Here is a 12288-nt window from a genome sequence, read left to right on the forward strand (position 1 = left end):
CTCAGGCGAGCTGGTTGCGGATGGGCAGGCTGCGGATGCGCTTGCCGGTCGCGGCGAAGATGGCGTTGCACAGCGCCGGCGCCACCGGGGGCAGGCCGGGTTCGCCCACGCCGCCAAGCGGTGCGTCAAAGCCGACGGGCGTGACCAGATGGGTGTGGATCTCCTTCGGCGCCGTGTCGATCCGCGTCAAGGCATAGTCGTGGAAGTTACTCTGCGTCACGCGCCCGGCCTCGAAGCTGATCTCGCCCACCGTCGCCAGGCTTACGCCCTGGATCACCGCACCTTCGAGCTGGGCACGCACGCGGTCGGGGTTGATGACGGCGCCGCAATCGAAGGCGATATCCACGCGCGGAATCGTCAGCCGGCCCTCGGCGTCGACCGCGGCTTCGACCACGACGGCCGCGTAGCTGACGAAACTGCGGTGGGCGGCGATGCCCAGCCCGTGCCCCGGCGGCAGACGCCGCCCCCAGCCCGCTTCCTGCGCCACGCGCTCGATGACACCGCGCAGGCGCGCCGTGTCGTACGCGTAGCGCTTCGGGTCCTCGCCGTACAGCCACGGGTCCGACACCGACGCCGGGTCGATGACGCGGTCCGGGCCGAGCAACGCCAGCAGGTAGTCCTTGGGGTCGCGACCGGCCGCTGCAGCCAGTTCGGCGGCGAAACTCTGGATCGCGAAGGCATGCGGGATGTTGGACACCGAGCGGAACCAGCCGATACGGGTATGTGCCGCGGCCGGCGGGTTCTCGACACGTACGTTCGGAATGGCGAAGGGCATGTCGACCGCGCCCATCGCCAGTTCGAAGCCACCGGACTCCTGCGCATCGGGCATGAAGATGGACTGGATGGTCGGCGCCACCGTGCGGTGCAGCCAGGCCTGCGGCCTGCCCTGCTCATCCAGCCCCGCCTCCATGTGGGCGACAGAGACCGTGTGCAGGTAGCCGTTCTGCAGGTCATCCTCGCGGGTGAAGGTGAGCTTGACCGGCCGCCCGTCCATCGCGCGCGACAGGATCGCCGCCTCGCTGGCGAAGTCGGGCTTGGACTTGCGCCCGAAGCCGCCACCGAGCAGCAGCGCATGCACGATCACCTTGTCGAGGGGCAGCTGGAAGCGCTCGGAGAGGTCGGCGCGGATCGCCTCCGGGTTCTGCACGCTGCACCAGATCTCGCACCGGTCCCGGGTCACACGGGCAGTGGCCGTCGGCGGCTCCATTGGCGCCTGGGCGAGGTGCGGAATGTAGTAGGTGGCCTCCACGCGACGCGCGGCGCCTGCCAGCGCCGCGTCGAGATCACCGTTGCGGCGCACCACCTTGCCCGGCCGGCGCGATGCCGCCTCCAGGACCGCGCGATAGGTGCTCGAGTCGTATCCGGCATTAGGGCCGTCATCCCATTCGATCCCGAGCAGCGAGCGCCCCTTGATCGCAGCGTGGGTATTATCGGCGATCACCGCGATCCCGCCGAGCGGCTGGAACGCCGAGGGGATCGGTGTCTCCTCGATCTGCATCACCTTCAGCACGCCCGGCACCTGCAGCGCGCGGGCCGCATCGTAGCGCCTGACCTTGCCGCCATATACCGGCGGCCGGGCGACCACCGCGTAGGCCATGCCCTCGATGCGGGCGTCGATGCCATACACGGCCCTGCCGGTCGTGATGTCGAGGTTGTCCACCAGCGCAATGCCGTCGCGGCCGATGTAGCGGAAATCCGCGGGCCGCTTGAGCACCAACGCATCGAGCGCGGGCACCGGGCGCAGTGCAGCGGCATGGGCGAGCGCACCGAAGCCGATGCGCCGGCCGCTGGCCACATGGACCACCTCGTGCGCCTGCGCGCGCACCTCCGCAACCGGCACCCGCCAGCGCACGGCCGCCTCCTGTTCAAGCATCTGCCGTGCCGCGGCACCGATGCGACGCAGCGCCTGGAAATGATGACGCATGCTGCGCGAGCCGTCGGTGTTCTGGTTGCCGAAGCGCGCCTCGTTGCCCGGCGCCTGCAGCACCCGGACCCGGCCGAGGTCGGCTTCCAGTTCGTCGGCCACGACCATGGCCCAGCTGGTGCGCACCCCCTGCCCCATCTCGGCGCGATGGCACAGCAGGCTTACGGTACCGTCGATCTCGATACTCAGGAAGATGCGCGGATCGTCCTTGAGGCCACCGCTCATGGCTTCGGCCCCATACTTCATTTCCTCGGCACGCGCCGGGCGAATGCCGATGGCCAGCACGAAGCTGCCCGCCGCGAGTCCGCGCAGAAAACCGCGGCGGCCGAGGTTGAGGTTGGCGCTCTCGTTCGCGATGAAGGCACTCATGACCTGGCTCCTTCCGCTGCGCGCCGGATCGCGGCGCGGATGCGCGGATACGTGCCGCAGCGACAGAGGTTGCCGCTCATCGCGGCATCGATCTCGGCATCGGTCGGATTCGGTGTCGTCGCCAGCAGGGCGGCTGCCTGCATGATCTGCCCGGTCTGGCAGTAGCCGCACTGCGCAACATTGAGTTCGCGCCAGGCGACCTGCACCGGATGGAGGCCATCGGGGGACAGGCCTTCGATGGTGGTGATCGCGCGCCCCTCGAGTTCTGCGACCGGCAGCAGGCAGGCTCGGGCCGGCTTCCCGTCCACCAGCACCGTGCAGGTACCGCAGAGCCCGAGTCCGCAGCCGTACTTCGTGCCAGTGAGCCCGGCCAGGTCGCGCAGATACCAGAGCAAGGGCATCTCGGGATCACCCTCGGCGCGATGGGTGTCGCCATTGACGGTGAATGTCGTCATGTCTCCTCCTGTGGCTTGTCCTGCTCGCAGACCGCCTGCATCGGGTCGATGACAGCAGTGCGCGAGGGTGCGCTCGACCGACGCGTCTCCGCGTCATAGGGACAGGGGGTTCGAGCGCATGCCTGCAATGTAGCCGTACATCATCGGGAGAACCAGATCGCCGCACCGACTTGCCCGGGGCCTCGCACGGGACACGGCCTGGCTGAGGCGGGGAAAGGCCGACGTGCAGGCACAAAAAAGCCGGCTCGAAGGCCGGCTTTCAATGTCTGGTGGGCGGTACTGGGATCGAACCAGTGACCCCTGCCGTGTGAAGGCAGTGCTCTACCGCTGAGCTAACCGCCCGATCGGTGCAGATCGGTTTTCGGGAAGGTGAGACACCCCAGGAAGACTGGTGGGCGGTACTGGGATCGAACCAGTGACCCCTGCCGTGTGAAGGCAGTGCTCTACCGCTGAGCTAACCGCCCTTCCGCGAAAGAGGCCGCATTGTAGAAGCGCCGCCCCAACCCGTCAACTTGCCGCTCTGAGCCTTGCGCATGTTCGCGCTCTTCGTCCAGCGCGTCGGTACGCTGTCACCCCCCCAGCCAATCGACGGCGAAGGCCAGCCCGGCGACGGCGGCCGCACCGCTGGCCACGAGCACGGCCGCCGCGGCGATGTCCTTGGCCGCACCGACGACCGGGTGGCGCTCGGGGTGCAGATGGTCGGCCAGCGTCTCGAGCGCGGTATTGAACAACTCCGCCATGAGCACGAAGCCCACCGCGAGGCCCAGCACCGCCCACCAAACCGGCGCCGGACGGGTGATCAGCAACACCGCAAGCACGCCCGCGGCGGCCACAAGGTGGACGCGAAAACTGCGCTCGGTGACGACGGTGTGCCGGAGCCCCTGCAGCGCGAAGCCCAGTCGCCGGACGAAGCCCTCCCCTTTCATCTGCGCTCACCCCTGACCAGTTCGATCACCATCCACCAGCCCAGCGCCCAGGCCGCGCCGGCGGCCCAGCCCGCCAAGACGTCCGTCGGCCAATGAACGCCGAGATAGACGCGGCTCAGCCCGACGAGGACCGAGAGCAGCACTGCGACCGCCATGATGTAGAGCTTCTGGTGTCGTGCGCCGACCAGACGCGCCAGCAAGGTGCCGAGGGTCAGATAGACGATGGCGGACAACATGGCGTGTCCGCTCGGGAAGCTCGCCGTGGTGACGAAGTCGCCGTGCGGCAGCAGGTCCGGTCGCGGTCGTGCGAAGACATCCTTGAGCAGCAGGGTCGCCATCGCCCCGCTGGCGGTCGAGACGAGCACGAAAAGCGCCGTCCGCCGCCGTCCGGAAAGCAGCAGGAAGGCCGTCGCCACGCAGACCAGCAGGCTCAGCACCGTGGTGCTGCCCAGCGCGGTGATGTCGCGCGCGACCGCCTGCATCCACGCCGGCCCGGTCGCCGCCACGCCATCGGCCTGCGGGTGCAGCGCGAGCATCAGGGCACGATCGAAGCCGCCGGTGTCGCCGTCGGCCACCTCGTCCGCAATCTCGACGAACAGCCAGGCCGCCGAAGCCAAGGTCAGCAGCATCGCAAGGATGCGCGGCTCCAGCCACGCGCGCGGGAATCCCATGTCGGGCCTGCCCTATCGCCGCCGGCTGCGCCAGATCGACAGCAGGACCCACAGTCCCCCGCCCACCGCGCCGATGAAGCCGAGCAGTCCCAGCGTGCGCAGGCCACCGAGCGTAGGGTCGCGCACCACCGTCATCACGATTGCGGTGCCGATGATGAGCGCAGCAGTGACGATGCCGATGGTCATGCGGCTGATCGCGCGGTCGAGCTGGTCGACCGCATGCTTGAGCGACAGCACGTCCACCTGAATCTGCAGTTTGCCGCGCCGCCCGGCGCGCAGCAGGCTGCCGAGATCCTGCGGCAGGCTGGCGAGCAGGTCGAAGGCGCTGCCAAGACTGCGCCAGCCGCGCCGTGCCATGGCGGCCGGGGTGCGGTGCGCGACCAGTACCTGTCGCAGCAGCGGCTCGGCCTCGGCGGCGATGTCGAAATCCGGGTCGAGCTGGCGGCCCATGCCTTCGAGCGTGATGAAGGCCTTCACCAGCAGCGAAAGCTCGGGCGGCAGGCTGAGCCCGTGCTCGCGCAGCAGCGTCATCAGGTCGGACAGCATCGCCGCGAGGTCGAGCCGCTTGAGCGGCACGCCCTTGTACTGGTCGACGAAGTTGTCGATGTCGCGGCGCAGGCGGTCGGGGTCGGCGGCCTCTTCGCCTTCGCGCCACTCGAGCAGAACGTCGGCGACGGATTCGGAATCGCCGGTGACCAGGCCATAGAGCATCACGGCCACTTCGTGGCGCCGGGTCTCCGACAGGCGGCCGATCATGCCGAAATCGATGAAGGCGATGCGATTCTCGGACAGGTAGAAGACGTTGCCCTGGTGCGGATCGGCATGGAAAAGGCCGTCCTCCAGCATCATCTTCAGCACTGCGGCGGCGCCGCGGCGCGCCAGCAGCCTGCGGTCGAGCCCCGCGGCATCGACCGCGGCAAGATCGCGGCCCGGAATGCCCTCGACGTAGTCCTGGACGTTGAGCCGCTCGCCGCTCCAGCTCCAGTGGATCGCCGGGATCACGATCTCCGGGTGGTCGGCGAAATGGCTGGCGATGCGCTCGGCGTTGCGGCACTCGGCGGCGAAATCCAGCTCGCGCCGCAAGGACAGCGTGAACTCGCGCACCACTTCGCGCAGGTGGTAACGGCGCAGGTCGGGCGCCTCGGACTCGACGATGTCAGCCAGGCGCGCGAGCAGGTGCAGGTCGGCCTCGACCAGCGGACGGATACCCGGGCGGCGAACCTTCAGCACGACACGCCGCCCGTCCGCCAGGCGGGCACGATGCACCTGGGCGAGCGAAGCGGCGGCCAGCGGCGCCAGCTCCAGTTCGGCGAACACGGTCTCGGGCGCCTGGCCAAGGTCTTCGGTCAGCTGCGCACGGATCGCCTCGAAGGGCGCGGCGGGCGCAGCGTCCTGGAGCTTGCCGAACTCGGCGATCCATTCGGGCGGGAACAGATCGACGCGCGTCGCCAGCACCTGGCCGAGCTTGATGAAAGTCGGACCCAGATCTTCCAGCGCACGGCGCACGCGCTCGGGCGTGCTAAGGCTCAACCACTCGTCGACGCCATGCCAGTGCAGCGCCCTGCCCGTCTTCTCCAGCGCATTGCCCAGGCCGATGCGCCGGACCAGGTCGCTGAAACCGTAACGGATCAGGACGGTCGCGATCTCGTGCGCACGCGCCAGATCACGCGCCGCGCCGATGGCTTGCCATAGCATCAGTCGCGTCGATCCTTCGCAGCGGACGAGTCCGGCTGCAGGCGGTCGGCAAGGCCGCGCAACACGCCGGCCGCCATGCTGGCGAGCAGCTCGGCCTGGGCGCTCAATGCCCGCATGCCTTCCTGCACCTGTGCCCGCGCCAGATCGCCCATCGCCTGGCCCAGGTCGACCACGGCACTCTGCACCCGCGCGCCCACCGCCGTGCCGCTGCTGCGCGCATGCTCGGCCAGATCCTTCAAGGTCGCCTGGGCCGTGCCGCTGGCCTGCCGTGCCGCATCGCCGAGCGCGGCGACGAAGTCGCCCTCGAGGCGCGACAACTGGTCGAGCGACTGCTTGAGGCCTTCGCGCGAGAACTCGCTGCCGCGGCCGATCGCTTCCTGCATCGCCAGCTGCGTGGCCTGCGCGGCGGAAGCGAGCGCTTGGTCCAGCCCGCGCACAGCCTCCTTCAGCCCTTCGGCATGCTCGGCCTCGACGCGCGGGGCGGCCGCCTGAGCACCGCGCAGCACTGCCTGCGTCACCTCGCGCAGGGCTTGTGTATCCACCACCCCGCGGGTCAGCGCGGCAAGCGTGATGGCCTGCACGCGCTCGGCAATCCGCGCGGGCTCGGCCTCCACTGCAGCCTGCACCTCACGTTCGATCTGTTGGGCGTCCTGCGTCATCTTGAGTCTCCTCGTGCGCAACGAAAGGCTGATGCCAAACCGGGATGGATTTCATGATACGCGCAAGCCCGGGCACTGGATCCTACGGCGATGTTTGCATCCCGGCCGGGCCGCGATCCCGCACCCGAATCCGCAGCGAAGACCTCAGCCGTGGCCATCGCCATCGAGCTGCAGCGCCTTCAGGCGGCGGTACAGCGTGCGTTCGCTGATGCCCAACCGGCGCGCAAGCTCGCGACGACTGCCGCGATGGCTGCGCACCGCGCGCAGCAAGGCCTGGCGCTGGACCTCGTCGAGATCGAGCGCGTCTCCTGACAAGGCGGAAGACGGCGCCGGCTCATGTGAAGGGACAGTCTCCGCCTCGACACCGAGCAACTCCTCGGGCAGGTGTTCGGGGCCGATGGTCTCGCCATCGCACATCAGGCTTGCACGCTCGAGCACATTGCGCAGTTCGCGCACGTTGCCCGGAAACGGATGGGCGGCCAACAGCCGCATCGCTGCAGGCGACACGGCGAGACGCCGTTGTGGCGCCACGCGCTCGAGCAGCGACTCCACCAGCAGGGGCAGGTCGCCCTCGCGCGCCCGCAGTGCCGGCACGGTGATCGGGAAGGTATTGATGCGGAAATACAGGTCCTGGCGGAAGCTGCCTTCGGCAATCATGCGCTTGAGCGGGCGGTGCGTCGCCGACACCAGGCGGATGTCCGCACGCCGCAGCTCGGTCGATCCCACCCGGCGGTAAGTGCCGGTTTCCAGCAGGCGCAGCAGCTTGACCTGCATGCCGAGCGGAATGTCGCCCAGCTCGTCGAGGAACAGCGTGCCGCCGCTGGCCGCCTCGATCAGGCCCGGCTTGCGTGCGGTTGCGCCGGTGAAGGCCCCCCGCTCATGGCCGAACAGTTCGCTTTCGAACAGGGTTTCGGGCAGACCCGAGCAGTCGACCGCGACGAAGGGCCCCTGGGCCCGCCGGCTTGCCTCGTGCACCGCGCTGGCGACGAGCTCCTTGCCCGTGCCCGACTCACCTTGCAGCAGCACGCTCGCCTCCGACGGCGCCACGCGGGCGACGAGTTCAAGCATGCGCTGGAAGGCCGGCGAGCGCCCGATCAGGCCACGGTGGTCCGACACGCCGCGCGCGACCTGCATCGGTTCCATCTTCTCGATGAACCACGCGATCTCGCCGTCCGCATCGCGCACCGGCGACAGCTCGATGTTCACGTACTCCTCGCCGCGCGGCGTGTGGTGCAGATGCAGCACGCGCTCGCGCTGCCCGGACTGCAGGCTGCGCGCCAGCGGACAGGACTCGCCGGCGCGATCGCAGGGCACGCTGTAGCGGTGCGACACGTCGTAGCAGGTTCGGCCAACCACGTCGCGGCCATGCGCGCACGAGCGCCGGTATGCGGCATTGGCCGCGATGATGCGATAGTCCCGGTCGCACAGGATATGGGGCTCGGACAGGGTTTCGAGAAACGAAACCAGCTCCGGCAGGGGTCGGGCGTCGTGCGGCATGACTGTCAATCTGGCAAACGGCGTGTCAGCAGTCTGCCCCGCTGTCAGTAAAATGGTCAATCGAATGATCGTGTCAGCCGACCCGATCGCGCATCCCGCAGACAAGGACGCATGAACCTCACTCCCGTATTGATGAACAGCCTGCCCGAGGGCTACACCGCACTGGTCGCCGGCGCCAGCGGTGCGATCGGCCAGGCCTTCGTCCGGCAGTTGCGTGCCGACCCGCGTTGCGGCCGGATCATCGAACTGTCACGTCAGAGCACGCCGCCGCTCCTGCTCGATGACGAGGCCAGCCTGGCCGACTGCGCCCGCATGCTGGCCGCGCAGTCGCCCTTGCACCTCGTGATCGATGCCACCGGCGCGCTGAGCATCGACGGCCAGGGTCCGGAGAAGCGCCTCGAGGAACTGCAGGCCGCCCGCCTGCAGCGCGCGATGACGATCAACGCGATCGGGCCAGCCCTGCTGCTGCGCCACCTCCATCCACTGCTGGCCACCGGCGAGCGCGTGATCTGGGCCAAGCTGTCGGCGCGGGTGGGCAGCATCGAGGACAATCGCAAGGGCGGCTGGTATGGCTACCGGGCATCGAAGGCCGCGCTCAACATGCTGCTGCAGACCGCGGCCATCGAAGTCGCCCGCCGTCGCCCGCTCGCCGTCGTCGCTGCGCTGCAGCCAGGCACCGTGCGCTCGCGCCTGAGTGCCCCTTTCGTCGGCGATGCGGCCATGGAACCGGACGCAGCCGCATGCGGGCTGCTGGCCGCGCTCGACCGTCTCGAAGCGAGCGGGCGGGCGCATTTCATCGACTACAGCGGCGAGCACATCCCGTGGTAACAAGCGCTTTCGATCGTTGCGCCCGCCTCATCGCCGACGCGGACGGCCTCCTCATCACCGCCGGAGCCGGCCTCGGCGTGGACTCCGGCCTGCCGGACTTCCGCGGCAGCGAAGGGATGTGGCAGGCCTATCCGGCGCTGGGCAAGGCCGGACTGCACTTCCAGGAGATCGCGAATCCGGCTGCCTTCGCCGCCCGCCCGCGACTGGCCTGGGGTTTCTACGGCCACCGGCTCGACCTGTATCGACGCACCGAGCCGGGTCCCGCCTTTGCGATACTGTTCGACATCGCGCGGCGTCTTCCGGATGGCGCTTTCATATTCACCAGCAATGTGGATGGGCAGTTCCAGAAGGCCGGCTTCGACGCCCAACGCATCGTCGAGTGCCATGGCTCCATCCATCATCTGCAATGCATGAAGGGCTGCAACGCTCGGACCTGGCCGGCGGACGAGTTTCAACCCGAAATCGACGCCGAAGCCTGCGAACTGACCAACGCGCTGCCAAGCTGCCCGCATTGCGGCGCACTTGCACGCCCCAACATCCTGATGTTTGGCGACTGGGACTGGATCGAGCACCGCACGCAGGCCCAGCAGACGAGGCTCGCGGCCTGGAAACGACGCGTGGACCGGTTGCTCGTGCTCGAAATCGGTGCAGGCACCGCGGTACTGTCGGTACGCCTGTTTGGCGAACAGCTGGGCGTACCGATCATCCGCATCAACCTGCGTGACGCCGGTACGGCCCATGAGCCGGGCGTATCCCTGGCGCTTCCAGCCACCGAGGCAATGCGGGGTATCGCACGGGCGCTGCGTGAGCGCGGCTTCCCGATGGACTGAAGGGGGATCGACGCCCTTGCGGGGCGGGCCGATCGATCTGAAGGCCCAAAAACAAAGCCCGGACAGGTCCGGGCTTTGAGATGCTGACTCACCCGCATTCGACCTGAAAGCCAAATAAACGCTGAGTTTTCTGAATCTGAATTTTCCGTGTACCGTCAAATATACCGTCACTCACGCGCGCTCTAGCACACCGAGCCTCTCACGTGACAGTGCTTACCGGGTCGATACCCAAATCCTGGGTATTTACCGGAATTCCGGTAGTTACTTCCTGCGACCGGGGCAGGCATGCGGCAACAGGCACAGCAGCGGCTCATTGCGCCGGCTTGCGCTTCCAGGACCGTCGCTGCTTGCGGTTCTGTCGGCTCGGCTTGGTGTAGTCGTCGTCGTTCATGTGACGCATTCCTGAGAATGAGGGTTTCAGCCTTCGCAGCGCGACGAATCCGGGCCGGAGCACGGAAACTCGCTTAGTCGCGCGTCCCCAGGGCTGAAGATGCACCTTCCACCAAGGCGCGGGGTGCGGCGCACAGATAACAGGCCGGCCAGGCTATGCGCCGCTACTCGCCAGGCCGGTAAAGCGGGTCACTTCGCGGCGGTGCCGCTTTGCTTCAGGATCGCTTGCGCGGCGGCGGCTTCCATCGCAGCGCGGTCGACCGGGTCGTCGGCGTTACCGTCCAGGCCCATCGTCGGCGGGTTGCCGATGGCGGCCATCGCGGCGGCAAAGACGTTGCGCACCTGGTGCTGTACGGCCGGCACGGCGGCAAGCATTTCGCGCACCTCTTCGGGTGACAGGGTGGTGCTGCTCATCAGCTGGTACTGCATCGCCTCGCGGCCGGCGCCTTCCTTCAAGTTCATGATGGCGGCACAGCGCCTGCGTTCGGCGAGCGCGGCCTCCACGAAGGCAGATTGATACACCTTCGCAGCCTCGGCCTGAATCGCCGGATTGCCCGAGAAGCGCGGCGCGTTGGGGATGTTTTCGACGCGGGTCGAGATGCTCATCTCTGCGCCCCTCAGGACAATGAAACGACGATGGTCGCCTCATCCATCGAGCCGTCTGCCGAGCGTGCCCAGACGGCGCCAGGGCCGATGTCGGCGCGGGTGTAGCGGTCGCGGCCCTCGAGGCGATGGCCGGCGCCTTCGGGCGCGTCCCCGTCGGTGCTCGCGGCGATCTCAGCCGCTGCGATGCTGTTCAGCGTGACGAGATGCAGATCCTCGGCAGCAAGCACGATGCGTTGCCAAGTGGGGGTCAGGGCGAAGGTTTGAGTTGCCATGGGCGTGTCCTCTGTGCGGTTGTGGTGCGGTGGTGGGTTAGCTACTCATCGCGCGCAAGGCGCTATCCTCGAGCTCGTTGCGCTCTGCAATGAACCCCTCGAAGGTGCCGGCGATTGCGGAGCGCGCGAGCGCTTCATCGCGGTGCCGTGCCTGCATCAGTTCGGTGTAGGTGTCGCCACCGCCTACAGTGACGGGCTTGCCGTCGGCGTCGAACACGCCGATGCGGGGTTCCGGTGCCGGTTCCTTGCCGACCGGAGCGCCTTGCATCTTGCGCATTGCTTCGACCGCCTCGCGCACATGGGCATCCTCGCCCAGTAGGCTATCGAGAGCCTTTGCTGCGCTGCGTCGTTGCTCGATGAGGGTTTCAAGCTCGGCCATGAGCGCATCGGCATCACGGGCGGTTTGCGCGGCAGGCGGGGCCGTCTCGGGACATCCAGCGGCCTGCGCGACCTGAAGCGCCCACGCTTCCAGCTTCTCGCCGGTCGGGTCGAGGACCGAGAAGAGGACGGCAGGCGACAGCCGGTTCATGATCCCCAGCGGACCGGGTGCGCTGACGGGTTCGATGTCGTAACGGCCAGCGCCGTTGATCGACACGATTGAACGGTATTCGATGTGCGCCTTCAGGTTCGCGGCGGCCGTGGCTGCCTGCTGCATGCGCAGCACATCGTCGGCGATGCTCGCGCGCACATCAGCCACGATTCGCGCGGCGGCAGCGTCTGCGCTCACTGCGCGGCGGGTCATCGCTTCGTGGCGTTCGCGCAGCTCGGCAATGCGAGCATCGAGCGCGGCAAGCCCTTGGCGAGCCTGCTGTGCCAGGGCGGCCAGTTGCTTCTGAATGTCGCCGGGCAGGTCTGCGGCTTTCGCGGTAGGGGTGGCAGTGGGCATGAGGCGGATTCCTTGGCGGGTGATGGCGGGGTTACTCGGCGGTGGGCACGGTGAATTCGCGGACGGTGCCCAGGATCTGCATGTGGCCATTCCGGGCGCAGAGAATCGCGGCGGCTTGCGCGATGCGCTCGGGATCCAGGTGGGCGATCAGTTCACGCGGGCCGGCCCAGACTGAGAGCGTGGCGCCCTCGGGGGTGGCATGAAGGGTGACGCCGGCCGGCGTACCGGGTTCTGCAAGGTCGATTTTCATGGTGACGCGGCGGTGATTGGACATGCTCGA

13 protein-coding genes and 2 tRNA genes are annotated in these 12288 nt (G+C 68.2%); 2 read left to right on the top strand and 13 right to left on the bottom strand.

The genetic code is table 11. The annotated features are described in order from the left end of the window. Nucleotide 1 precedes the first annotated feature (1 nt). The 9 genes from AC731_RS05920 to AC731_RS05960 form a co-directional block, all read right to left on the bottom strand. A complete protein-coding gene (locus AC731_RS05920; protein ID WP_048704016.1) occupies nt 2–2293 on the bottom strand; it encodes a xanthine dehydrogenase family protein molybdopterin-binding subunit in 2292 nt (763 codons plus the stop codon). After that, nucleotides 2290–2748 carry a (2Fe-2S)-binding protein gene (locus tag AC731_RS05925; RefSeq protein ID WP_048704018.1) on the bottom strand — a complete coding sequence of 153 codons (459 nt, stop codon included), beginning with the start codon at nt 2746–2748 and terminating at the stop codon, nt 2290–2292. The genes AC731_RS05920 and AC731_RS05925 overlap by 4 nt, the downstream gene beginning before the upstream one ends. A 267-nt stretch (nt 2749–3015) precedes the next feature. After that, nucleotides 3016–3090: transfer RNA gene (locus AC731_RS05930), tRNA-Val, on the bottom strand. Nucleotides 3091–3137: 47 nt separating this feature from the next. After that, a tRNA-Val gene (locus tag AC731_RS05935) sits at nt 3138–3212 on the bottom strand. A gap of 105 nt (nt 3213–3317) precedes the next feature. Beyond that, complete coding sequence (locus AC731_RS05940) at nt 3318–3674, bottom strand: diacylglycerol kinase (RefSeq protein WP_048704020.1); 357 nt, start codon at nt 3672–3674, stop codon at nt 3318–3320. Continuing rightward, the gene (locus AC731_RS05945; protein WP_048704023.1) at nt 3671–4345 is read right to left on the bottom strand and encodes a phosphatase PAP2 family protein; all 675 of its coding nucleotides are present in this window, start codon (nt 4343–4345) and stop codon (nt 3671–3673) included. Before AC731_RS05945 ends, AC731_RS05940 begins: the two co-directional genes overlap by 4 nt. Nucleotides 4346–4357: 12 nt before the next feature. After that, nucleotides 4358–6040 (bottom strand): ABC1 kinase family protein, encoded by a 1683-nt coding sequence (locus AC731_RS05950; RefSeq protein WP_048704025.1) that lies wholly within the window; start codon nt 6038–6040, stop codon nt 4358–4360. Beyond that, complete coding sequence (locus tag AC731_RS05955) at nt 6040–6699, bottom strand: DUF6781 family protein (protein WP_048704027.1); 660 nt, start codon at nt 6697–6699, stop codon at nt 6040–6042. The genes AC731_RS05950 and AC731_RS05955 overlap by 1 nt, the downstream gene beginning before the upstream one ends. A 144-nt stretch (nt 6700–6843) precedes the next feature. Beyond that, a complete protein-coding gene (locus AC731_RS05960) occupies nt 6844–8196 on the bottom strand; it encodes a sigma-54 interaction domain-containing protein (protein WP_048704030.1) in 1353 nt (450 codons plus the stop codon). Between the two features lie 111 nt (nt 8197–8307). Here AC731_RS05960 and AC731_RS05965 point away from each other — a divergent pair, with 111 nt between their 5' ends. Both AC731_RS05965 and AC731_RS05970 read left to right on the top strand, forming a co-directional pair. Next, nucleotides 8308–9024 carry an SDR family NAD(P)-dependent oxidoreductase gene (locus AC731_RS05965; protein WP_048704031.1) on the top strand — a complete coding sequence of 239 codons (717 nt, stop codon included), beginning with the start codon at nt 8308–8310 and terminating at the stop codon, nt 9022–9024. Next, nucleotides 9018–9854, top strand: coding sequence for an SIR2 family NAD-dependent protein deacylase (locus AC731_RS05970; protein WP_048704033.1), 837 nt, complete (start codon nt 9018–9020; stop codon nt 9852–9854). Before AC731_RS05965 ends, AC731_RS05970 begins: the two co-directional genes overlap by 7 nt. Before the next feature lie 579 nt (nt 9855–10433). Here the strand turns inward: AC731_RS05970 and AC731_RS05975 are convergent. The 4 genes from AC731_RS05975 to AC731_RS05990 are packed head-to-tail and all read right to left on the bottom strand — an operon-like array spanning nt 10434 to nt 12282. Beyond that, nucleotides 10434–10850, bottom strand: coding sequence for a hypothetical protein (locus AC731_RS05975; protein WP_048704036.1), 417 nt, complete (start codon nt 10848–10850; stop codon nt 10434–10436). Nucleotides 10851–10861: 11 nt separating this feature from the next. Beyond that, nucleotides 10862–11122: a hypothetical protein gene (locus AC731_RS05980; protein ID WP_048704038.1), complete on the bottom strand. Its 261-nt coding sequence runs from the start codon at nt 11120–11122 to the stop codon at nt 10862–10864. 37 nt (nt 11123–11159) lie between these two features. Next, complete coding sequence (locus AC731_RS05985; RefSeq protein WP_048704041.1) at nt 11160–12008, bottom strand: hypothetical protein; 849 nt, start codon at nt 12006–12008, stop codon at nt 11160–11162. Between the two features lie 31 nt (nt 12009–12039). Next, nucleotides 12040–12282 (bottom strand): hypothetical protein, encoded by a 243-nt coding sequence (locus tag AC731_RS05990; RefSeq protein ID WP_048704043.1) that lies wholly within the window; start codon nt 12280–12282, stop codon nt 12040–12042. Nucleotides 12283–12288 lie beyond the last annotated feature (6 nt).

The organism is Thauera humireducens (genome assembly GCF_001051995.2).
Classification (GTDB): Bacteria; Pseudomonadota; Gammaproteobacteria; order Burkholderiales; family Rhodocyclaceae; genus Thauera; species Thauera humireducens.